Below are 21,809 nucleotides of genomic sequence, written 5' to 3' on the forward strand. Positions count from 1 at the left end.
CAGCGCCTCAGGTAAACAGATCAAGCCGGTTGCGCACCTGGAACAGGCGGGCGGCACCGAGCGATACGGCCAGCAGCAGCACCACGCCCTGAAACAAGGGCTGCCACAGCGGATCGAAATCGAAGACGAAGAGCAGGTCACCGATGGCCCGGAAGGCCAGGGCCCCGAAAATAGCGCCGATGGCGCTGCCGCGGCCGCCGAACAGCGACACTCCACCCAGCACCACGGCGGCGATGGAGCTCAGTGTATAGGTGTTGCCATTGGCCAGCGACGCTTCGCCCGAATAGGTGAAGAAGGTCATGAACAGTCCGCCCATGGCGGCGAAAAGGCCACTCAGCACATAGGCGGTGAATTTGGCCCGCTTTACCGGCACGCCCGACATATAGGCCGCCGGCTCGGACGAGCCCACGGCATAGACGGCACGCCCGACCACCGAGCGGCGGAACGGCACCCACACTACCAGCACCAGCACAATGAGGAACAGCAGGCTGGCCGGGAAGACGCCGAAGACCTTGCCGGTCAGCGCATCGGCGAGGTCGGACGAAAATCCGTCGGCGCTGCCGGGATAGGGCCTGATCCAGAGGGCAATGCCAAAGAACACCGCGCCCGTTGCGATGGTGATGACGATGGGCTGGAGCCTGCCATAGATAACCAGCAGCCCATTGACTGCGCCACAGGCAAGGCCGGTGAGCAGAACGCCGCTGACACCAAGGGCCACGCTGACCGGTGTGCCGACCAGCAAGTAGGAGGCGAGGCAATTGGCGAGGATGAAGATCATGCCGACCGATAGATCGATGCCTGCCGTCAGCACCACGAAGGTCTGCGCCATGGCGACCAGCGCCAGCAGCACGCCCTTGTTGGCCGCCGTCTGCACCACGTTGGGCGTGAAGCCGGCGGGATGGTTGGCGACATAGAGGGTGAACATGAGGATGAAGATGGCAAGGGCCAGCAGCATGCCGCGCTGCTCGGCGAAGCGGTAACGCAGCCCGATCATGCCACGGCCTCCTGATGGTCGATATTGAGCGCCGAGGCGATCAGCGCATGCTCGGTGATGTCTGATCCGACAAGTTCGCGCTTGACCGCCCCGTCATAGAGCACCAGCACCCGGTCGCAGCAGCCGATCAGTTCGTCATAGTCGGTCGAATAGAGAATGATCGCAGCGCCCTCGGCCGCGAGCTGGCGCAGCAGCGCATAGATTTCCTGCTTGGTGCCGACATCGATGCCCCGGGTCGGGTCGTTGAGCAGGATGATGCGCGGCTCGACCATCAGCCACTTGGCGATGACCACCTTCTGCTGGTTGCCGCCCGACAGCGACGCGACCGGAATGGATGGGCTCGCCGCCTTGATGGCAAGCAGCTTCATCATGCGGTCTATGGCGGTGCTTTCGGCCCGCCGGTCGACGATGCCGCCGCGCGAGACCCGGCTCATGGCGGCAAAGGAGAGATTGTCGCGCACCGACATCGGCAGCATCAGCCCCTCGGTCTTGCGGTCCTCGGGGATCAGCGCCATGCCGATACCTTCGGCCTTGGCGGCGCGCGGCCCGTTGATGATGCGCTTCTCGCCATCGATCAGCACATCGCCCGAAACCCCGCGCAGCACGCCGAACAGAGCCAGCAGCAATTCGCGCTGCCCCTGCCCGTCGAGCCCGCCGAGGCCGACCACTTCACCGGCTCGCGCCGTCAGCGACACGCCGTTGAGGCGCTGCATCCAGCTCAGGTTGCGCGCCTCCAGCACCGGTGTCGCCACACGGTCGACATTGTCGGCTTTGGGCGGAAATACCGAATTGTACTCGCGGCCGATCATCAGTTCGACCACCTCATCGTCGGTCTTGCTGCCGGCCGGGTAGGTCGCGATCTTGCGGCCATTGCGGAACACGGTGCAGTCATCGGCCAGTTCGGCGATTTCGTGCATGCGGTGCGAAATGTAGAGCAGCGCGATGCCTTCGCTGCGCAGGCGCCTGAGCACGCCGAACACCGTCTCGACATCGGCAGCGGTCAGCGCCGAGGTGGCCTCATCAAGGATCAGCACGCGCGGCTTGCGGGCCAGCGCCTTGGCGATCTCGACGATCTGCCGGCGCGACAAAGGCAGGTTCTTGACCAGCTCCATGGGGTGGATATCGCCACCGCCGGCGCGCTCCAGCGCCGCCATGGCAATGGCCTGCTGCGCCTTGCGGTCGATCATGCCGAAACGGGTCGGCGGATTGGAAATGACGATATTGTCGGCCACGCTGAGGTCGGGGATCAGCGACAATTCCTGGAAGATACAGGCGATACCGGCGGCATTGGCCGCGGCGGGGTCGGCAAAGCTGACCGCCTGCCCATCGAGCAGCATGCGGCCCTCGTCGGGGGCCACGACGCCGGACATGATCTTGATCAGCGTCGACTTGCCGGCGCCATTTTCGCCGAGGATGGCGTGGACCCTGCCGGCATGGACCACCAGGTCCGCCTTGTCGAGGGCATGCACGCCCCCATAGCGCTTGGAAATGCCTTCCATGCGGAAGAGCGGAACTGCGTCATCCATACGGTAGATACCCCTGCCCGATCGGCCGCGGGGGCGTCCCGCGGCCAGGTTCATTGCGGACGATTACTGATCGGCTTCCGACTGGCCCATGATTTCCTGGGCAGTGAAGTTGATGCCGCAGGTGGGGAAGGCATTGCCAACGAAGAAATTGTCGGACTGGGCGGAGTAGAAATTCTCGCCGTCCTTGAAGTCGGGGTCTTCGACGATGGCCAGCGGGAGCTTGACCGACTGGGGTACGATCTTGCCCTGCAGGGCATCGATCGCGGTCTTGATGGCTACGGCAACCTGGGCCGGGCCGGTACCGGCCGACGAGCATTTCAGCCCTTCGGCGGAGTGGGCGGCGCAGAACTTGCGGAAGCCATTCTCGGTTTCGCCGCCAAACGGCACGAAGGCATGGCCGGCATCGATCATGGCCTGCACCACGCCGGTATCGCCGCCCTGGGCGGTGATGCCGTCGAAGGCGCCCTGCACGGCGATGGCGTCGGCGGTGGCCTTCTGGGCCGTGCCATCGTCCCACTTGCCCACCACCTCGAACACGTCGAAGGGCTTGCCGCTGGCGGTCAACGTCTCGTGGATGCCGTTGTGGCGGTCGGTATCGACCGAGGTGCCGGCCACGCCGCGCACTTCGAGAATCTTGCCGCCATCGGGCAGGTGGTCTACCAGCCAGTTGCCCCAGAGCTCGCCCAGGCCCTTCTGGTCGACATTGACGTTGATGGCGTCGGTGGTGTCGAGGATGTTGTCGAAGGCCACCAGCACGACGCCGGCCTCCTTGGCGCGCTTGATCACCGGGGCGAAGGCCTGCGGGTTCTGTGCGTTGACGACAATGGCGTCATAGCCGCTGTCGATGAAGTTGTTGATGGCCGAGATCTGCGCGGCGACGTCCTCGCCGGTCGAGACCACCTTGAACTCGGAGAGCAGAGCCGCGACATCGGGCTGGGCCGCATAGGCCTTGGCCGTCTGGATCATCTGGATGCGCCAGGTGTTGGCGATATAGCCATTGGCCAGGGCGATGCGATACGGACCCTCTTTGGCCGGATACTGGAAGAACTGGGTGTCTTCCGCCCATGGCACATGACATTGGGGATCGCTGGCGGGGCCGGCGACAATGGCCGGATCGGCCATGGCAACAGTGCTGAATGCGGTCGACAGCACCAGCGCGCCGGCCGTGCCGCCGGCAAGTTTGAACAATGCGGACAGTTTCATCGGTTTCCTCCCAAGGATTCAGGCGTCGGGCGTGAGGCACGCATGCCGGGGCGGCCACTCCCTTGGCCACCTTCCCTCCACCGGCTACCTTGTTGCCGGCTCACGTCCTTGGGGGCGCAAGAAAGCATCAAATGTTAGCGCTGTCAAATACCTCCTTTGACTTGCCAAAAACGCCGATAATCTGACAAATACAGCAAAATCTGAAACGATATAATTGCGCAACTATCTGTTAGCGCTTCCAAATTTTGGCGACACTTTTCGTCATTTTCCGGCCCGGAATGTCAGGTCGTGGGCAGTGAACCGCGCGGAATGACCAGCGGCGTATGGGAAATGGGATCATCAATGATGATGCAGGGCAGACCGAACACCGCCTCGACCAGTTCGGCGGTGACGATGTCGCGCGGCGCACCCTCGGCAATCACGGCGCCCTCGCGCATGGCGATGATGTGGGTCGCATAACGGCAAGCATGGTTGAGGTCATGCAGCACGGCAACGATGGTCTGGCCATCACGCCGGTTGAGCTCACCCAGCAGGTCGAGCAGTTCGATCTGGTGGGTGATGTCGAGAAAGGTGGTGGGCTCGTCCAGCAGCAGCAGCGGGGTTTGCTGCGCCAGCACCATGGCGACCCACACGCGCTGACGTTGCCCGCCCGAGAGTTCGTCGACCAGCCGGTGGCTGAGTTCGGTGACCCTGGTCGCCTCCATGGCGGCAACCACGGCCGCCTCGTCCTCGCGCGACCATTGGCGCAGCAGCTTCTGGTGCGGATAGCGGCCGCGAGCAATGAGGTCAGCCACCGAAATGCCCTCGGGGGCAATGGACGTCTGCGGCAGCAGGCCCAGCCGGCGGGCGACTTCCTTGGCCGGGAAGCTCGATATGGACTGGCCATCCAGCACGACGCTGCCGGTCGCGGGCTTGATCAGCCGCGACAGGGCCCGCAGCAGAGTGGACTTGCCGCAGGCATTGGCGCCCACGATGACGGTAAAGGAGCGGTCGGGGATGGCGACCGACAGGTCCGTGGAAATGATGCGATCGTCGTAGCCGATAGTGACGCCTTCGGCGAAGAGGCGCGGTTTGGCGCTGGTGAGAGCAGGATCGTGTCGGTTCATGAATGTGTCCCTCATTGCCGCCGCGCTTCGCGCAGCAGCAGCCAGACGAAATAGACGCCACCCAGGCTGACCGTGACGATGCCGACCGGAATCTGGGTGGGAGCGAAGGCGCGTTGTGCCACATAATCGGCCGCCACGAGCAGCAGCGCGCCCATCGCCGCCGATGGCAACATGGAAACGCCCGCCGAGCCGGTGAGGCGGCGTGCCAGTTGCGGCGCCGCCAGGGCCACGAAGCCGATGGGGCCGGCCGTGGCCGTCACAGTCGCAGTCAGCGCCACACCCAGCACCAGCAGCGCCAGCCTTGTGCGCTCGGCATTGACGCCCAGTGCCCGCGCCGCGTCGTCGCCCAGTTCGAGCTGCGCCATGGGCCGGCTCATCAGCAAAGCCAGCGGGATCAACACGGCCAGGATCAGCGCCGCCGGCCCCAGCCGGTCGAGCCCCAGCCCGTTCAACGTGCCCGCACCCCAGATGGCGGCGGCCATGGCGACTTCCAGCTTGGCGCGCAGCAGCATCCAGGTATTGAGCGAGGTCAGCATGGCCGAGACACCAATGCCGACGATGATCAGCCGGAACCCCTGCACGACACGGCTATAGGCCAGCACATAGACCAGCAAAGCCGTGCAGAGGCCGCCCGCCAGCGCCCCGCCGGCAATGGCATAGTAGCCGCCCTGCAGCAGGATGATGACGACCAGCGCGCCGGTATAGGCGCCGGCGTCGAAGCCGATAATGTCGGGGCTGCCCAGCGGGTTGCGGGTCAGTGACTGGAAGATGGCCCCGCCCATGCCCAGGGCCGCGCCGAGGATCAGCGCCAGCGCCGTGCGCGGCAGGCGCCATTCCACCACTACCATGTGGACACGGCCTTCAGCCTGGCCCAGCAGCGCGCGCACCACGTCGGGCAGCGGCACCTGGTATTCGCCGCTCGCCAGAGTCACAAGCGCCACCATCAGGGCGATGCCCAACAGCACCAGACAGACACTGACGGCCTTGAGATCAAGACGATGCGACACCGCATCGCCGAACCAGCGCACCGCCCGGACCGGGCGGCCGAAGTCGACGCCCCTGGGCTGTTCGACGGCGCTCATAGCCCGCTCACCTTGCGGCGGCGGGCCAGCGCGATCAGCACCGGGGCCCCGATAAAGGCGGTGACGATACCCACCTGCAATTCGCCCGGACGCATCACCACGCGCCCGACAATATCGGCGGTGAGCAACAGGATGGGCGCCAGCACCACGGTAAAGAGGAAAATCCAGCGCTGGTCGGGTCCGACGATCCAGCGCGCCACATGCGGCACCATCAGCCCGACAAAGCCGATGGGGCCGGCGGCGGCCGTGGCGGCGCCGGCCAGCAGCGTCGTCGCCACCACCACCAAGGCCCGCGTGCGCAGCATGTTGGCGCCGAGTGCGGCGGCCAGGTCGTCGCCCAAAGCCACCGCGTTGAGCGGCCGTGCCACCAGCATCGCTATGACCAGGCCAATGACGATGAAGGGCAGCACCGCCCATAGTGTTTCATAGCCCGGCGCCACCAGCGAGCCGGCGCCCCATTGGCGCATGCGATCGAAAGTGGCGGGGTTGAGCAGGGTGATACCCGAGGCAATACCCGAAAGCACCGCGCCGATGGCCACGCCGGCCAATGTCAGCCGCACCGGGGTCGCCCCGGCGCGCCCGGCCGAGCCTACGGCATAGACCAATACGGTCGCGACGATGGCGCCGAGAAAGGCGAACCAGATATAGGACTGGATCGAGCCGAGGCCGAACAGGCCCACCGCCAGCACGACGAAGAAGGCCGCACCGGCATTGACGCCGAGAATGCCCGGATCGGCCAGCGGATTGCGCGTCAGCGCCTGGATCAGCGCACCCGCCATGCCGAGCGCCGCCCCCACGGCCAGCCCCATCAGCGTGCGCGGCACGCGCAAAGCCTGGATGATGGCGTGGTCATCGCTATCGTCATAGGCGAACAGCGCATCGAGCACCGTGGAGACGGGGATGTCCTTGGAGCCGACGGCGATGCTGGCCAGCAGCACCACGACCAGCACGGCAAGCGCCACTGCCAGCCAGCCCAGCCGCGTCGCATTGGTCTGCGCGAGGCCGGGACGCCTTGCATCCCGGCTGGCCAGATCCTGGCTGGTGGCAGCAAGGCTCATCCTGGATTGGCCCCGCTGCGCAAAATCATCCCGATCATGTCGTTGCTCCGCTGCCCCACGGCATCAGCCGTCAAATTACGGTCAAAGACCGAACTTCTCCAGTGTCGCCTCGTATTCGTCGCGAACCTCTTCGGGGTCGCGCCCTGAATCCCAGGCGGCGTCGATCTGTGCCTTGATGGCGGGGTCGAGCGCATCCCATCTGGCGTCCCAGTCCTCTCCATTGGCGGTCCAGTAGCCGACCAGTTCGTAGCGTTCGGCGGGGAGCTTCAGCTCCTGGCGCACGAATTTGCGGATGGCACGCACCACTTTCTGCTCGCCCGCCACCCAGACATAGCCGGGGGTCGCCGGCAGCGGCACGGCGCGCACCACTTCGCCCATGCGGCTCGGGGCCACGCCATTGCCACTCTTGTGCAACCAGGTCACCGTGGCGCCGGGATGGGCCGGCAATTCCTGCTCGTCCTCGGCGCGCGCCACTTCGACGAAGACGCGCGACTGCACGTGTTTAGGCGTCTGCTCCAGCAGGCGCGACAAAGCCGGCAGGCCGGTGGCGTCGGCTACCAGCAATTGCCAGACGATGTCGCCCGGCGGCGTATAGAGCCCGCGCGGATTGTTGATGGTGATGCGATCGCCCGGATTGGCCCTTTGCGCCCATTCGCTGGCGAGCCCGCCTTCATGCACCACGAAGTCGATATCTACCTCCCCCGCATCGGGCCGGAAGCGGCGCACGGTATAGGTCGAGCAGCGGATGGATTCCTGCCCATCGGGATAGGTCCAGCGGCCATCCTCGGTAATGTGCGGCAGATGCAGCTTGCCGGTCTTTTCGTTGGGAAAGAACAGACGGAGATATTCGTCACCGATGCCTGTGGTGCGGAACGTGCCGAGGCCGGGCCCGCCAAAGGTCAGCCGGATCATGCCCGGCGTCAGGTTCTGGCGCGACAGCACCGTGGCTTCGTGAAACATCTGCGTCACCGACTGTTTGGTCGAGGCAGGTGCTATATATTATGATATTCCTAGTCAAGTTACTAATTGGATGGAGTGCGGCTGACCGGTCGCGGCGCCCCGGCGCGCATCGGTGCCGCCCGTGGCTTGCTTTCCGGCCGATGCGGGGATTTGAACCAGTAAAAGGGCCGCACGATCAGGTCACGCGCCGCAAGGATGGTCGACACGCCGATCAGCAGCCAGTAGATGGGCAGCAGGACCTGGATTGGCAGCAGGTTGCGTCGATCCAGGCGCAGCAGGCCAATCGCGGTCATGGCAAGGGCGCTGCCATAACCCAGGATGAGCACCGCCAGGTAGAATATCGTCCAGATGGCACCATCGCCGCCCGCAATGCCGGTCCCCCAGCGGATCAGGAGCACCAAACCGAAACCACAGTGCAGGATCGGCGCGGTGATCATGCCCAGCACCAGCGCCTCGAAGGCCAGCATGGCGGGCAGACCCATCTCCTGGCGCAGGCGGCCAGGATCGCGATTGTGGACGATGAGAGTCTGCATCCAGCCCTTCATCCAGCGCGTGCGTTGCCCGATCCAGGGCATCAGCCGGCGGGGAGCGGCCTCCCGCGTGGCGGAAGCGAGCACATCAACCCGCAGCCGCCGCCGGGCCAGCCGCACACCAAGATCGGCATCCTCGGTGACGTTATAGGCGTCCCAGCCGCCCAGTTCGCGCAGCACCTGCAAGCGGAAATGATTGGACGTCCCGCCCAACGGCATAGGCAGGCCCCAGCGGGCCAGCGCCGGGAGCAGCACCAGAAACAGCCCGGCATATTCGCCTGCGAACAACGCCGTCAGCCCGTTGCGCCGGCCATTGTCGATCACCAGCCGCGCCTGCAGGCAGGCAATATCGGGAGCATCGCGAAACCGCAATGCCGCCTTCCAGAGTTGATCGGGATCCGGCACATCCTCCGCGTCGAACACCACGACATGCTCACCCCGGCATAGCGGCAGGGCGAAATCGAGCGCCTTCGGCTTGGTGCGCGGTAACGCATCGGGCACCGACACTAGCGAAAAGCGAGGATCGCCGAGTCGCATCCGGACGGCGGCGAGGGTGTGGACAGACCGGGACTCGACCACGAATTTGATATCGAGACGCTCGGCTGGATAGTCCAGCGCTCGCATGGCGGCAAAGAGTTGTGGTACCATGCCGCTTTCGTCGCGCAGCGGGATCAGTACGGAATATTCGGGCAGTTGCTCGTCCGGCGGTCTCTGTGGGGGCGCCACCGACGGGACCGGGCTAAACAGGGCGCCAAGCCGGATCATTGTCGGCACGACGAGCATGCCGAAAGCCAGCGGCAGCAGCCAGAGCTGGGCAAGAAAAGGTGCTGCCAGCAACAGCACAACCAACAAGGCCAGTCCCCCGACGAAACCATGGCGGGTCAGCTTGGTGAGTTCGAGATGCGCCGACGCATAGGGCCAGCGACGCGCCAAATTCTGCCGCGCCGCGGCGGTAAGGGCCGGCGTGGCGGCAGCGGCGAGATAGTCGCGCAGCGCCACCTCGGGCACCAGGCACAACAGATTGCGCAGATGCGGCGTCGACTTCAGCCGATGTTTGAGACGGATGACCCCCAGGAAATCGGGGGCCACGAAGGCGATTTCACGATCCAGCAGCCGTACCCGGAACATGCGTACATCGGCCAGGGCCTCCAGCCGGGTCGGTTCGACCCGCCCCTGCAGTCCCCGCGGCACCCGGTGGTAGGAGGCGAACCCCGCCCAGCCTGCCGCACGCTGCATGACCAGCGCCGCGCCGAGGCCGAGCGTGGTCGCGCAATAGCGCAGGACATCGACCTCGCGCTCCAGCGCCGTTTCCAGGACCCGAAGGGCGGCGGCGTCATCGGGGCCATTCAGTAGAACGGCCTTGATCAGTTCCAGCGCGTCCGACATGCCGAGCGCCCGGCTAGTGCCGGATGATTGCCGGGGTTTGCGGGGAGCGGCGGGTGACGCCACTCAAGGCAAGCATTGGTGCCGGCTGTCGGGTCGTGCGACGGACATTGTCGAGCGCCTGTTCGCTCACCTCTATCCATGCGGCAATCGTGGGCTTGCCATCGATCATCGCCGGCGCCCCCAGCGGGGTGATATGCCAACCCACGCTCACGCCATGTTCGAGCATGTAGATGGTCGAGACGAAGGTGATGAAGGAATAGCCCTCGAACAGGGCATATTCCATCATCGCGCAGAAAAGGGCCGCAGACTCCGGTGCACGGCGCCGACCCTCACGTCGATCGGATCGCACGTAAAAGCGTGTCCAATCGGCCCCAAGTGAGGGTGAGGCGGGGAATTCTCCTTGCACGAGGTCGGAAAAGACTGTCTGCAGCAAGTTCGGCCTATCGAGCGGCGTGAAGCGGGACCCGCCGACCAGCTCGCCATCATCGAGCAGCAGCAGGTGGGTTGCGTCGGCCGTATCGAAAGCATCGACATCGCGCTCGTCGGGGCGACGGATCGCCTCCCAACCCTGCATGTCGACGAAAATCTTGTGCCTGAGGCGATAGTTACGCTCCAGCAAGTCAATAGAATAGCCGTCCGCTGGATCGCGGACTATATGCACTCTCATCGCTCTGCCCCCAAGCACGAGATGTCATGCACCAGTTGGCACGCAGCTCGGGCGCGGCGATATTGGTATAAATCCCAATGAATGGTCGTCAGCGGCCGAGCCGCACCGACCTCACAGCGCGATCAGTTTGTGGCGGATCGCCTCGACTACGGTATGTACACGGTTGTTGGTGCCCAGCCGCTTCTGCGCGTTCTCGCAATGCTGGTTCACCGTGCGTTGAGAGAGGCCGGCAATGGCGGCGATTTCAGACGCAGTCTTGCCGGCGGCGACCCATTTGAGCACCTCGCCCTCGCGGCTGGTGATGGCACGCCGCGGCACCAGATCGGTGCGTCGGGTGTTGAGAAAACGCAATTGGCCGTGCGCGTAAAGCGCCAGCATATGCAGTTCGAGCCGGCTCTTGTCATCCAGCTCGCTCGTGTCGCCGACCAGCGAAACCACGCCCTGCATGCCGCCTTCCATATGGATGGGGACACAAAAGCCCTCATCCATGCCGAAATCACGCGCCTCCTCCATGACGCGGCGGGCCGGCAGGTCGGCCTCGCGATCGAAGGGAGCGTCCGACCAGTCGAATGGCAGGGTGGTGGAAAAGCAGTTGCGCGCCACGGGGTCGAGATGGACATAGCCGAGGCTGGTGTAGCGCTCGTACCATTCATCATTCCAGCCGGAGAGCAGCACGAAGGGGCGCACATCCATGCCGCGATCTGGCAGGCCCGAAATGATGAACCGCTCGAACCCGTAATCCTCGATCGCGTCATACATGATTTCGAGGATGCCAGCATTGTCGGTCTGCTGCTGAATCGCCTCGATAGTCGACATCAAATCCGCGTTCACCGGTTGCCCCTCCGCCCGGATACTTATGTTCAGATACTGATCATATTCGGCAGGGTTGGCAAGCAGCCGGAAAACGGTCGCCGAAGCGCCGTTTTCTATGTCAGTTCTTGGTCCGCATTAGTTCTTGGCGTCGAAGTGATGCGGATTGAAGCGATAGGCGGTCGAGCAGAATTCGCAGACCACTTCGATCTCCCCGTCCACCGCCATTTCCTCGCGATCTTCGGCGGTGAAGCTGGTGGCCAGCATGTCCTCGATGCGATCGGCCGAGCAGGTGCAGCGCTCGACCATCGGCAGCGGCGCGAACACCCGTACGCCGGTCTCGTGATAGAGCCGGAACAGCAGGCGTTCCGAGCTCAGGTCCGGATCGGCCAGTTCCAGGTCGTCAAGCGTCGCCAGGTGAATCTTGGCCTCGTTCCAGCCGTCGGACTCGACGAAATCGGGGTCGGCTGTTTCCGGATTGTCGAAATTGCCGTCGCCCGGCAGGTCCGCCATATGGGACATGCCATGCTCGGGCAGATGCTGGATCAGCACCCCGCCGGCGCGCCAATGCGGGCGGTGGTCGCCTTTCCTGGTGAATTCGGCGACCGCCAGGCGCACCTGGGTCGGAATCTGCTCCGATTGCATGAAATAGGTATGGGCCACCTCTTCCAGCGAATTGCCGTCGAGCGCGACAATGCCCTGGTAGCGCTCGGTGTGTGCGCCCTGGTCGATGGTCATGGCCAGGTGCCCCTTGCCAAGCAATTCGCTCGGCCTGGTGCGCCCCTCCTCGGCGGCCTTGAGCAGCGCGTCCCGATCGAAGCGGGCATAGCCGCGCAATCCGTCCGGCGCATCGAAGTCGACAACAATCAGGTTCACCGGGCCATCGGTCTGGGTCTGCATGATGAAGCGGCCCTCGAATTTGAGCGATGAGCCGATCAGCGCGGCCAGCACCACCGCCTCGCCCAGCAGGCGGGCGACAGGCGCGGGATAGTTGTGGCGGCTGAGAATAGCGTCGAGCGCCGGTCCCAGCCGCACGCTGCGGCCGCGCGTGTCCAACTGGTCGAGCGTGAACGGCACTACGGTATCGTCACCGCTTTCCGGCCGGTCGAGCCCGAAGGCGCCCATCATGTTCTCGCTCATGGCAGTCGTATCCGTGGTCATTCACTTGGCTTTCTTGAGGCTAGACCCTCAAGGCAAAACGCACCACTGCCTTGTCAAAACCACAACGTCATTCCCGCGCAGGCGGGAATGACGCGGCGTTAAACCAGGCGCCAGTTGTTAGTTCGTTTCGACCCCGAAGGCCCAGCACAGGATGGCTTTCTGGGCATGCAGGCGATTTTCGGCCTCGTCCCACACAACCGATTGCGGACCGTCGATCACCTCGTCGGTCACCTCGTCGCCGCGATGGGCGGGCAAATCGTGCATGAACAGGGCGTTCTTGTCCGCCAAGGCCATCAAATTGGTGTTGACCTGGTAGGGTTTCAAGACCCGGCGGCGCTCGGCAATATCCACGTCGCCCATCGACACCCATGTATCGGTGATGACCAGGTCGGCGCCTTCGACCGCCTCGCGCGGATCCTCGATCAGTTTGACATAGTCGCCGGCCCGGCGGATGTCGTCCATCAGGTCCTTTTCCGGGCTGTATTCCTCTGGCGTGGCGATGGTCAGGTGGCACTCGAACAGTTCGGCGGCATTCACCCAGGAATGCAGCACATTGTTGCTGTCGCCGACCCAGGCCACCTTCGCACCCTTGATATTGCCGCGGTGCTCTTCGAAGGTCATGAGATCGGCCATGATCTGGCAGGGATGGGCCCGCCGCGTCAGCCCGTTGATCACCGGCACGGTGGCCGCTTCCGACAGTTCCAGCAGGTCGGCATGGCTGAGGATGCGGATCATGATGGCATCGACATAGCGGCTCAGCACGCGTGCCGTATCGCCCAGCGTCTCCTCGCGGCTGAGCTGCATTTCCTGGCCGGACAGCATGATGGTCTCGCCGCCGAGCTGGCGCATGCCGACGTCGAAGCTGACACGAGTACGGGTGGACTGGCGCTCGAAGATCATCGCCAGCACCTTGTCCTTGAGCGGCTGCGGCCGGTCGCCATCCTTGAGGCGCGCCTTGAGCGAGGCGGCGGTGTCGAGCATGCCGCGCAGTTCGGGATAGGTGAAATCGTCGATAGAAAGAAAATGCCTTGGGGTGCCGGTCGAGGTCATGGGCCGGGTTCCTTTGTGGACGCTATTGAAAAGTGAGCCGCTTAGTCAGCGCTTCCGGCTCTTGCCCTCCCCTCCCCCCTGAGGGGAGGGGTCGGGGGTGGGGGTCCCTCAGTGGTCCACTGAACCACCCCCTCCCTCATTCCCTCCCCTCAAGGGGGAGGGAGGCGATCATCGTCGGCGCCGTGCCTGAGGGAAAAGGAGCATGATCTTATCCGACCGCCGGAACCGAGGCTGTCTCCGCCTCGATTGCATCAAAAGCGGCGGCGAGCTTGCTCATGGCTTCCTCGATATCGGCTTCGGTGACAATCAGCGGCGGGATCAGCCGCAGCACGTTGTCGCCGGCGCCGATGGCCAGCAGGCGCTGATCGTCGCGCAGCCGCGCCACGAAGTCGCGCACCGGCGGGGTAATCTTGATGCCGGCCAGCAGGCCCTTGCCGCGCAGTTCGAGTACATAGTCCGGGTACTTCTGCGCCAGTTGCTGCAAGTGCCAGGCAAGCTTCTGGCCCATCTGGTTGACATGGTCGATGAAGCCGGGCGCAAGAATCCGGTCGAGCACCGCATTGCCGACCGCCGTTGCCAGCGGATTGCCGCCATAGGTCGAGCCATGCGTACCGGGCACCATGGAGGCCGCGACATCGCCCCGCGCCAGGCAGGCGCCGAGCGGGAAGCCGCCGCCGATGGCCTTGGCCACCGCGACGATATCGGGCGTAATGCCGGTCCATTCGAAGGCGAAAAAGCGCCCGGTCCGGCCATAGCCGCATTGCACTTCGTCGAGCACCAGCAACATGCCATGCTCGTCGCACAGCGCGCGCAGGCCCTGCATGAATTCGGGCGTCATGGCGGTCACGCCGCCCTCGCCCTGCACCGTCTCTATGAGAATGGCGCAGGTCTGCGGCGTGATCAGCGCCTTGACCGCGTCGAGATCGCCCGGCCTGGTATGCTTGAAACCGGCCATCGGCGGCCCGAAGCCTTCGATATAGCTCGGATTGCCGCCCGCCGCGATGGTGCCCATGGTGCGGCCATGGAAGGAGCCAGTAAAGGCGATGATCTCGTAGCGGTCCACCTCGCCTTTGGCCCAGAAATAGTGCCGCGCCGTCTTGATGGCGCATTCGAGCGCCTCGGCGCCTGAATTGGTGAAGAACACCGAATCCGCGAAAGTGGCGTCCACCAGCCGCTGGCCGAGCTTTTCCTGCTCGGGAATGGTGAAGACGTTGGACGTGTGCCACACCTTGTCGGCGGCCGCCTTCAGCGCCGATACGATATGAGGGTCGCCATGGCCCAGCGCGTTGACCGCGATGCCGGAGTGGAAATCGAGGTAGTCTCGGCCCTGCTGGTCATACAGGCGCATGCCCTCGCCCCGCTCGAAAGCGAGATCGGACCGGGCATAGGTGCCGTAGAGCGCAGACATGGACGTTTCCTCGTGTTGGCAGGGTTGAAAGCAGGCAAGTGGCGCAACGTGACAATAGCGCCACAAAAACCAAAAACGCGCTCGTTGCGCAGCGCGTTTCGGCGTCAGAGTTAGGCCAATTTCGCCAGATAAGTCAATGATTATGCCCCAAGTGCCTGATTTGACTCGCGAGTTTGTTAGGACAATTTTAACCAGTGAATTTACGGGGAAAGTCGAGCCCGACTCTTGATCCCGATTCCGCCGATGTCGTAAACTCTCCTCCATTGGGAACACGATATCTCGTGTGGCGGACCCACCTGACATACGACGCCTAGCGTTTGATGGCTGCCATTTATCTTTTGGCGGCGCAATGAAGGATTCTGTTTTGACGATGGTTTCAGGAGCACAACCGGCGGGCTGGACTGACGAGCGCGTCGAGACTTTGAAAAAGCTCTGGATGGAAGGCCTGTCGGCCAGCCAGATTGCAGGCGAACTCGGCGAAGGGGTGACCCGCAATGCCGTGATCGGCAAGGTACACCGCCTCAAGCTCTCGGCCCGCGCCAAGCCGACCAATTCGACCCCGCGCGCCCGTCCGGCCTCGCGCCCGGCGCCGCGCCGCGTGGCCAGCCCGTCCTCCGGTCTTTCCGGCATGGGTGGCGCGGCCAAGATGCGTTCATCCATGCCGCGCCCGCAATCGGTGGGTGCGACGGCCCTGGCGCATGACCCGCAGGTTGAAGCCGACCTTTATGTAGCGCCTGCGGTGGCCGAGCTCTTCATTCCCGAAGACAAGCGCCTCAACCTGCTGCAGCTCAACGAGCATACCTGCAAGTGGCCGATCGGCGATCCGCTGACCAAGGACTTCTACTTCTGCGGCCAGCATAGCCTGGAAACCGGCCCCTATTGCGAGTTCCACTCGCGCCGGGCCTACCACCAGGTCGACAAGAAGCGGCGGTAACCGCGGCATTCAGGAATAACAAGGGCGCCAACGAGGCGCCCTTTTGTTTAGGCACCATGCCTTGCCAGGAGTGGAGCCACCCCTCGCCCCTCGTGGGAGAGGGGGCAATTTCCTCGTCCAGAGGAAATTGCGGGTGAGGGGGCTGCGCTCGCCTATGCTTCAATGCGAGTGGATAACTCGGCGCTCCCTCATCCGCCCTTCGGGCACCTTCTCCCACAAGGGGAGAAGGTGGATCGCGACTACGGCGCTATTGCGCTCCGACCACTGCTTGGATTCCTCCCCCTATCAGGGGGAGGTCAGGTGGAGGTATCCCCACTAAAACCCGTCAGGGCAAAAACACATCCACCCGCATGCCCTCGCCCGGCTTGCTCCTGATAGTCATCTGCCCGCGATGGCGGTTGACGATGTGCTTGACGATGGCCAGCCCCAGGCCCGTGCCCTTCTTCCGGCGGCTCGCATCGGCGTCGATGCGGTAGAACCGCTCCGTCAGCCGCGGCACATGTTCGGGCTCGACCCCCGGCCCATGGTCGATCACCGTTACCTGATGCTGAAACCCGGCGCGCTCGGCCGGCGCCAGGCTCACCTCGACGAACTTGCCGCCGGCACCGTACTTGATGGCATTGTCGAGCAGGTTCTCGAACACTTCATAGAGCTGGCCGCGATCGCCCATCGTCATGCTCGGCCCCTCGAACAGTGTCAGGCGGATTTCCACATCGGCCGTCTTGGCCTGCATCATCAGCCCTTCGCGCACTTCGCGCAGCAGTGCCGCCAGGTCGATGCTGCCGGTGGGACGCACATGCTGATGCATCTCGATGCGCGACAGGCTCAGCAGGTCATCGATGAGCTTGCTCATGCGCTCGGCCTGGCCGCGCATGATGCCGAGGAATTTTTCGCGCGCCGCCGCATCCTTGGCCGCCGAGCCCAGCAGGGTATCGATGAAGCCGAGCAGCGAGGCCAGCGGCGTGCGCAGTTCGTGGCTGGCATTGGCGATGAAATCGCTGCGCAACGCATCGACCCGCTTGAGTTCGGTCAGGCTCTGGAAGGTCACCACCAGTTGCCGCTCATCATCGACCAGCCAGTCTCGGCCCTGCCGGCGCAAGGGCGACACCACCACCTTGTCCCAGGTCTCCGAAGGCACGGTTTCATGCAGCTCGATACTGCGGGTCGTGCCGGTGCGCATGGCCAGGTCGATGGCCTGCACCAGTTCGGGATTGCGCAGCGAGAAGGTGATCGGATTGCCATTGCTCACGGCGGGAAACTGCCGCTGCGCTGCAGCATTGGCGTGTACCGCCACGCTGCGCCTGTCCAGCACGAGGCAGGGATCGGCCAGCGCATCGGCGAAGGCGAAAACCGCATCCTCACCGGCGACCACGGCCACCCGCGGCGATTCCACCGTCTGCGTCAAGGTGATCGTGCTGCTCGGCAACACGGCAATTCCGGCCACAATGACGAGGAAACTGACAAGGGCCGCAAGCAAGCCGATTTCACCAAACAGCACCAGCACCACGAAAACGCCGAAGATGCCGGCCAGCAGGCTGGCCTGCGCGGCCATGCGCGCCAGCACCATGGTCAGGCGGGAAACAGGCTGGCCAGAATGCGGTTCGTCCATGTTTTGTTTCCGGGAATCAACCAGTTGCGACGCCCCTTGCGCGCGGGGGCGCCTTCATAGCACGGTGAAGATGACAACGGAGAGACACCAGTGACCAACCCTCTCGACGGCTTCGACCTCGAAAATCCCGAACTGCCCAAAGCAATAAAGAAGCATGCCATGCGTTCGGGCGGCTATCCTTACGAGGATAAGCTGGATGACGACAGCTATGAAGAGCAGATGTATGCGCTGCAGAAGCAATTGGTGCTGCTGCAGGCCCATCTGGCGAAAAGCGGCGAGCGTGTCATGATCGTTTTCGAAGGCCGCGACGCCGCCGGCAAGGGCGGCACCATCAAGCGCTATCTCGAAAATCTCAATCCTCGCTACAACATCATCGCCGCCCTGCCCAAGCCCAACAGCCGGGAAAGCACGCAATGGTACTTCCAGCGCTATGTCGACTGGTTTCCCGCTGGGGGCGAAACCGTGCTGTTCGACCGCTCCTGGTATAACCGGGCCGGTGTCGAGCCGGTCATGGGCTTCTGCACGCCCGAGCAGACCGAACATTTCCTGGAAGAAGCGCCGGAATTTGAAAAACGCATCACCAATGACGGTATTCACCTGTTCAAGTTCTGGCTTTCCATCGGGCAGGAAATGCAGCTCAAACGGTTCCATGACCGCCGGCACGACCCATTGAAGGTCTGGAAGCTCTCGCCGGTCGATCTCGAGGCCCTTGGCAAATGGGACGCCTATACGGCGGCACGAGACGAAATGCTGCGCCGCACCGATTCTCCGCATGCGCGCTGGACCGTCATCCGCTCCAACGACAAGAATCGGGCACGCCTCAACGTCATTCGTCGGGTGCTTGACCGCATGGATTTCGAGGGCAAGGACACCAAGGCAATAGGCGAGCTCGATCTCAAGATCGTTTATGGCGCGCAACAGTTCCTGATGCTGGCAAAGGGTGAGCATTAGCCCTTTTCGATCGACCCCATGCGCTTGCTGGCCGTCGGCCAGCTCAGTTCCGTCGTGCGGGCGATGACAGCTTCGACCAGCGTGAACAGCGAGCCGTTGGCGTCCCAGGTTCGTCCTATCTCGGTGCGGCAGGGCAGCACAAAGCGGGCAAAGCGGCTGACTGGGCTCATCCACTCGTCGGTGATGAGCACGATCTGCGCCCGCCGCGCCGCCAGGTCGGTGGCCACTTCGACAAGGCTCGGATCGTAGCGCCGCACATCGAAGACAACGGCTAGGTCCCCGGGCCTGACGTCGATCAACTGGTCAGCCCGCGTCGCCGGCCGCCCATCAAGCCGCCGCACACCCGGCCGGACCAGCCGCAGATGCGCCTCCATATAGCCGGCCAGAAAGTCGGTGAACCGCCCGCCGGCCAGGTAGCAGGCGCCCCGGTTCTCGGCGAGCCGGGTGCAGACTGCCTCGAATTCGGAGGCCGGGATCAGCGCCGCCGATCCGCGCAGATTGTCCACGGCCTGGGTAACGAAACGGTCGAGAAAATGCTCGTCGGCCCTCGCCCGGCCGCCGCTTGCCGAGCTGCGCTGCAGGGGTGACTTGGACCGCTCCTCCAGTTCTTCGCGCAAGGCGCGTTGGAAGTCGGGATAGGACTTGTAGCCGAGCTGGGAGACGAAGCGCAGCACGGTGGCCGAGCTGGCCCCCGCCTGCTGTGCGAATTCGGCGACCGGGGCCAGCCCCAGCGTCGGATACGAGCCCAGCAGACCACGTGCGGCGCGTTTCTCGGCTGACGTCAGCCGGTGAATCGCATCATGGATACGCCCGGCGACCGACTTTCCTTCCATGTGCCCCTCTGAATTTATGATTTCAGCATTGACAGTTTTTATCAGTATGAAACTACTGATACAGAAGTTAACCGATCCTGCCAGGGGTTCAGTGGACGTCAGCGGTCAAAAAGCGGTGCTGGTTTCCAATGCGCGGGGGCGCTCGCCCTTCGTCATCGTCTGCGATCACGCCAGCAACCGCATTCCCGCCAAATATGGTGATATGGGCCTCAGCACCAGAGAGAGGCTGAGCCACATCGCCTGGGATCCCGGCGCACTGGCGGTCAGTCACCGCCTCTCCGAACTGCTGGACGCGCCGCTGGTGCAGTCAACCGTCTCGCGCATCGTTATCGACTGCAATCGCGATCTCGACGCGCCGGACCTGATCTGGACGCTGTCCGAAACCACCCGCATCACCGCCAATGAGAGTCTCGACGCGACCGAGCGGCGATATCGCATCGACCATTTTCACCGGCCCTACCATGCCGCGATCGAAACGCTGCTCGAGGCGCGGCGCCATGCAGGACAGGAAACGATCCTGGTCTGCCTGCATTCCTTCACGCCGGTCTTTCACAACATCGCCCGGCCCTGGCCGATCGGGCTGATCCACGGCGTGGACACCAGCTACACGCAGGCGCTGTTGGACGCGCTCGCCGCCGACGATCCGGGCCTCAACATCGGCTGGAACGAGCCCTATGCCGCGCTCAACGGCGTGACGCTGACGCTGGAAAAGCATGGCGACGGGCGCGGCCTCGACGCCACGATGATTGAAATCCGCAATGACGAAATCCTCGAACCCGCCGGCGTGACCCTGTGGTCGACCCGGCTGGCCCGTTGCCTCGAAACGGCGCGGCAGGTGCGCAAAGGGGCAATGGCAGTCTAGGGCATTCCGCCATTCCTCGAATGTCGAAATGTCCGGTGTCGTCGTCCGGTGGTGTTTCCGAACCCGCCGGACTTAACCGTGGGCTTATTCAGGGGGACGTGACTATGACTGATACCAGGAAAGTCGGCAGTGTCGCCTATGCGACGCGCGACAAGGACTATTTCGCCAAACGAGGCCTCGAACGCTATGCCGGCATCTGGTCGCTGTGGGCGCTCGGCGTCGGCGCGGTGATCTCGGGCCATTTCTCGGGCTGGAATTTCGGCTTCATAACCGGCGGCTGGGGCGGCATGGTGGTCGCCGCCGCCATCATCGCGGTGATGTATCTGGGCCTCGTCTCATCCATCGCCGAAATGAGCCCGGCTTTGCCGCATACTGGCGCGGCCTATTCCTTCGCCCGCACCTCGATGGGCCCATGGGGCGGCTTCGTCACCGGCCTGTTCGAAAATGTCGAATACGTCCTCACCCCGGCGGTGATCGTCACCTTCATCTCGGGCTATTTCGGCTCGATCACCGGCATGGATACGGCGCTTTACCCGATCCTGTGGATCGTGTTCTTCGCCATTTTCCTCGCGCTCAACATCTATGGCGTAGCGCTGAGCTACAAGGTGACGCTGATCGTCACGCTGATCTCGCTGGCAGGACTGGTGTTCTTCTGGGTCAGCGCCTTCCCCAATATCGATTTCGGCCGGTGGGCGCTCAATATCGGTGTCGGCCCGGATGGTGGCGCGGTCGAGTTGCCCGAGGGTAATGGTTCGTGGTTCCCCTTTGGCTGGCAGGGCGTGCTTGCCACCCTGCCCTTCGCCGTTTGGCTGTTCCTCGCCATCGAACAGGTGCCGCTGGCTGCCGAAGAATCGGTCGATCCCAAGCGCGACATGCCCAAGGGCATCCTGCTCGGCTTCTGTACGCTCCTGCTCAGCGCGTTCATGATCGTGCTGCTCAACCCCTCGATTGCCGGCGTCGGCAGCTTTGCGCTCGGCTCCTCGCTCGAGCCCGCCCTTGACGGCATCCGCGCCATCTATGGCGACGCCGCCGCACCGCTGTTCGGCATCGTGGCTCTGGTCGGGCTCGTCGCCTCGTTCCACACCATCCTCTATGCCCAGGGCCGCCAGGTCTATTCGCTCAGCCGCGCCGGCTATTTCCCGTCGGCGCTCTCGATCACGCATCCAAAGTACAAGACGCCACATCTGGCGATGATCTCGGGCGCCTTGCTCGGCCTCGTGGTCATGCTGGTCATCTGGTTCGTCAATGGCGGTGGCGGCGCGGGCGAAACCCAACTCGGTGACGACATCATCGGCTCGGTGCTGCTCAATATGGCCGTGTTCGGCGCCATGCTGAGCTACATCATGCAGGCGCTGAGCTTCATCATCCTGCGGCGCAAGCTGCCCAATATCGAGCGGCCGTTCCGTTCTCCCGTGGGTATTCCGGGTGCCGTGCTCACCATCATCATCGCGGCCGTCACCCTGTTCTACCAGCTACAGGATCCCAACTTCTTCAAGGGCGTGATCTGGGTGGTGCTGTGGTGCGCGGTGGGTATCGCCTACTTCGCCCTGATCGGCCGCCACAAGCTGATCATGTCGCCGGAAGAGGAGTTCGCACTCGGGCACAAGATCTAGCGATCCAACCATGAGGTCACCCCGGCGCCGGCCGGGGTGACCGGTGGGTGACAATATCGAGGAGCC

General features: G+C 63.9%; 19 protein-coding genes. 4 read left to right on the plus strand and 15 right to left on the minus strand.

The window, feature by feature from the left end:
• Positions 1–7: 7 nt before the first annotated feature.
• The 13 genes from ASD80_RS16250 to ASD80_RS16310 form a co-directional block, all read right to left on the minus strand.
• Positions 8–994: an ABC transporter permease gene (locus ASD80_RS16250; RefSeq protein ID WP_056235103.1), complete on the minus strand. Its 987-nt coding sequence runs from the start codon at positions 992–994 to the stop codon at positions 8–10.
• Positions 991–2,520, minus strand: coding sequence for a sugar ABC transporter ATP-binding protein (locus tag ASD80_RS16255; RefSeq protein ID WP_056235106.1), 1,530 nt, complete (start codon positions 2,518–2,520; stop codon positions 991–993). Before ASD80_RS16255 ends, ASD80_RS16250 begins: the two co-directional genes overlap by 4 nt.
• 63 nt (positions 2,521–2,583) lie before the next feature.
• A complete protein-coding gene (locus ASD80_RS16260; protein WP_244489031.1) occupies positions 2,584–3,642 on the minus strand; it encodes a sugar ABC transporter substrate-binding protein in 1,059 nt (352 codons plus the stop codon).
• Between the two features lie 362 nt (positions 3,643–4,004).
• On the minus strand, positions 4,005–4,829 hold the full coding sequence (locus tag ASD80_RS16265; protein ID WP_056235111.1) for an ABC transporter ATP-binding protein: 825 nt from the start codon (positions 4,827–4,829) through the stop codon (positions 4,005–4,007).
• A gap of 11 nt (positions 4,830–4,840) precedes the next feature.
• Positions 4,841–5,911 (minus strand): FecCD family ABC transporter permease, encoded by a 1,071-nt coding sequence (locus ASD80_RS16270; RefSeq protein WP_056235114.1) that lies wholly within the window; start codon positions 5,909–5,911, stop codon positions 4,841–4,843.
• The gene (locus tag ASD80_RS16275) at positions 5,908–6,969 is read right to left on the minus strand and encodes an iron chelate uptake ABC transporter family permease subunit (RefSeq protein WP_056235117.1); all 1,062 of its coding nucleotides are present in this window, start codon (positions 6,967–6,969) and stop codon (positions 5,908–5,910) included. Before ASD80_RS16275 ends, ASD80_RS16270 begins: the two co-directional genes overlap by 4 nt.
• Positions 6,970–7,050: 81 nt before the next feature.
• Positions 7,051–7,929 carry a siderophore-interacting protein gene (locus ASD80_RS16280; protein ID WP_056235426.1) on the minus strand — a complete coding sequence of 293 codons (879 nt, stop codon included), beginning with the start codon at positions 7,927–7,929 and terminating at the stop codon, positions 7,051–7,053.
• A 62-nt stretch (positions 7,930–7,991) separates the two neighbouring features.
• Positions 7,992–9,845, minus strand: coding sequence for a glycosyltransferase family 2 protein (locus ASD80_RS16285; protein WP_056235119.1), 1,854 nt, complete (start codon positions 9,843–9,845; stop codon positions 7,992–7,994).
• Positions 9,846–9,858: 13 nt separating this feature from the next.
• Positions 9,859–10,464 carry an acyl-homoserine-lactone synthase gene (locus tag ASD80_RS16290; protein ID WP_210168429.1) on the minus strand — a complete coding sequence of 202 codons (606 nt, stop codon included), beginning with the start codon at positions 10,462–10,464 and terminating at the stop codon, positions 9,859–9,861.
• A 159-nt stretch (positions 10,465–10,623) separates the two neighbouring features.
• Positions 10,624–11,343 carry a helix-turn-helix transcriptional regulator gene (locus ASD80_RS16295; protein WP_156460507.1) on the minus strand — a complete coding sequence of 240 codons (720 nt, stop codon included), beginning with the start codon at positions 11,341–11,343 and terminating at the stop codon, positions 10,624–10,626.
• A 117-nt stretch (positions 11,344–11,460) separates the two neighbouring features.
• Positions 11,461–12,450, minus strand: coding sequence for an Hsp33 family molecular chaperone (locus ASD80_RS16300; RefSeq protein WP_413813385.1), 990 nt, complete (start codon positions 12,448–12,450; stop codon positions 11,461–11,463).
• 150 nt (positions 12,451–12,600) lie between these two features.
• Positions 12,601–13,533 carry an ornithine carbamoyltransferase gene (gene argF / locus ASD80_RS16305; RefSeq protein WP_056235128.1) on the minus strand — a complete coding sequence of 311 codons (933 nt, stop codon included), beginning with the start codon at positions 13,531–13,533 and terminating at the stop codon, positions 12,601–12,603.
• 208 nt (positions 13,534–13,741) lie between these two features.
• The gene (locus ASD80_RS16310) at positions 13,742–14,941 is read right to left on the minus strand and encodes an aspartate aminotransferase family protein (RefSeq protein ID WP_056235131.1); all 1,200 of its coding nucleotides are present in this window, start codon (positions 14,939–14,941) and stop codon (positions 13,742–13,744) included.
• Positions 14,942–15,311: 370 nt separating this feature from the next.
• Between ASD80_RS16310 and ASD80_RS16315 the strand changes: the two genes are divergently transcribed.
• Positions 15,312–15,875 carry a GcrA family cell cycle regulator gene (locus ASD80_RS16315; RefSeq protein WP_056235133.1) on the plus strand — a complete coding sequence of 188 codons (564 nt, stop codon included), beginning with the start codon at positions 15,312–15,314 and terminating at the stop codon, positions 15,873–15,875.
• A 325-nt stretch (positions 15,876–16,200) separates the two neighbouring features.
• Here the strand turns inward: ASD80_RS16315 and ASD80_RS16320 are convergent, their stop codons facing one another.
• Complete coding sequence (locus tag ASD80_RS16320; protein ID WP_082555367.1) at positions 16,201–17,484, minus strand: sensor histidine kinase; 1,284 nt, start codon at positions 17,482–17,484, stop codon at positions 16,201–16,203.
• Positions 17,485–17,574: 90 nt separating this feature from the next.
• Between ASD80_RS16320 and ppk2 the strand changes: the two genes are divergently transcribed.
• Positions 17,575–18,435, plus strand: coding sequence for a polyphosphate kinase 2 (gene ppk2 / locus ASD80_RS16325; protein WP_056235136.1), 861 nt, complete (start codon positions 17,575–17,577; stop codon positions 18,433–18,435).
• Here the strand turns inward: ppk2 and ASD80_RS16330 are convergent.
• Complete coding sequence (locus tag ASD80_RS16330; protein WP_056235138.1) at positions 18,432–19,268, minus strand: MurR/RpiR family transcriptional regulator; 837 nt, start codon at positions 19,266–19,268, stop codon at positions 18,432–18,434. The two genes, ppk2 and ASD80_RS16330, sit on opposite strands and share 4 nt — an antisense overlap.
• Before the next feature lie 91 nt (positions 19,269–19,359).
• Here ASD80_RS16330 and ASD80_RS16335 point away from each other — a divergent pair, with 91 nt between their 5' ends.
• Positions 19,360–20,130 carry an N-formylglutamate amidohydrolase gene (locus ASD80_RS16335; RefSeq protein ID WP_056235141.1) on the plus strand — a complete coding sequence of 257 codons (771 nt, stop codon included), beginning with the start codon at positions 19,360–19,362 and terminating at the stop codon, positions 20,128–20,130.
• A gap of 104 nt (positions 20,131–20,234) precedes the next feature.
• Positions 20,235–21,743 carry an amino acid permease gene (locus tag ASD80_RS16340; RefSeq protein ID WP_056235144.1) on the plus strand — a complete coding sequence of 503 codons (1,509 nt, stop codon included), beginning with the start codon at positions 20,235–20,237 and terminating at the stop codon, positions 21,741–21,743.
• Positions 21,744–21,809: the final 66 nt, after the last annotated feature.

This window comes from Devosia sp. Root635, assembly GCF_001427605.1.
Classification (GTDB): Bacteria; Pseudomonadota; Alphaproteobacteria; order Rhizobiales; family Devosiaceae; genus Devosia.

Bases quoted from the DNA above. Each gene is read 5' to 3' on its own strand.
- ASD80_RS16310 (WP_056235131.1), bottom strand. From the start codon at position 14,941: ATGTCTGCGCTCTACGGCACCTATGCCCGGTCCGATCTCGCTTTCGAG.
- ASD80_RS16265 (WP_056235111.1), bottom strand. From the start codon at position 4,829: ATGAACCGACACGATCCTGCTCTCACCAGCGCCAAACCGCGCCTCTTC.
- ASD80_RS16300 (WP_413813385.1), bottom strand. From the start codon at position 12,450: ATGATGGGCGCCTTCGGGCTCGACCGGCCGGAAAGCGGTGACGATACC.
- argF (WP_056235128.1), bottom strand. From the start codon at position 13,533: ATGACCTCGACCGGCACCCCAAGGCATTTTCTTTCTATCGACGATTTC.
- ASD80_RS16320 (WP_082555367.1), bottom strand. From the start codon at position 17,484: ATGGACGAACCGCATTCTGGCCAGCCTGTTTCCCGCCTGACCATGGTG.
- ASD80_RS16280 (WP_056235426.1), bottom strand. From the start codon at position 7,929: ATGTTTCACGAAGCCACGGTGCTGTCGCGCCAGAACCTGACGCCGGGC.
- ASD80_RS16315 (WP_056235133.1), top strand. From the start codon at position 15,312: ATGGTTTCAGGAGCACAACCGGCGGGCTGGACTGACGAGCGCGTCGAG.
- ASD80_RS16275 (WP_056235117.1), bottom strand. From the start codon at position 6,969: ATGAGCCTTGCTGCCACCAGCCAGGATCTGGCCAGCCGGGATGCAAGG.
- ASD80_RS16340 (WP_056235144.1), top strand. From the start codon at position 20,235: ATGACTGATACCAGGAAAGTCGGCAGTGTCGCCTATGCGACGCGCGAC.
- ASD80_RS16270 (WP_056235114.1), bottom strand. From the start codon at position 5,911: ATGAGCGCCGTCGAACAGCCCAGGGGCGTCGACTTCGGCCGCCCGGTC.
- ASD80_RS16250 (WP_056235103.1), bottom strand. From the start codon at position 994: ATGATCGGGCTGCGTTACCGCTTCGCCGAGCAGCGCGGCATGCTGCTG.
- ASD80_RS16260 (WP_244489031.1), bottom strand. From the start codon at position 3,642: ATGGCCGATCCGGCCATTGTCGCCGGCCCCGCCAGCGATCCCCAATGT.
- ASD80_RS16255 (WP_056235106.1), bottom strand. From the start codon at position 2,520: ATGGATGACGCAGTTCCGCTCTTCCGCATGGAAGGCATTTCCAAGCGC.
- ASD80_RS16330 (WP_056235138.1), bottom strand. From the start codon at position 19,268: ATGGAAGGAAAGTCGGTCGCCGGGCGTATCCATGATGCGATTCACCGG.
- ASD80_RS16285 (WP_056235119.1), bottom strand. From the start codon at position 9,845: ATGTCGGACGCGCTGGAACTGATCAAGGCCGTTCTACTGAATGGCCCC.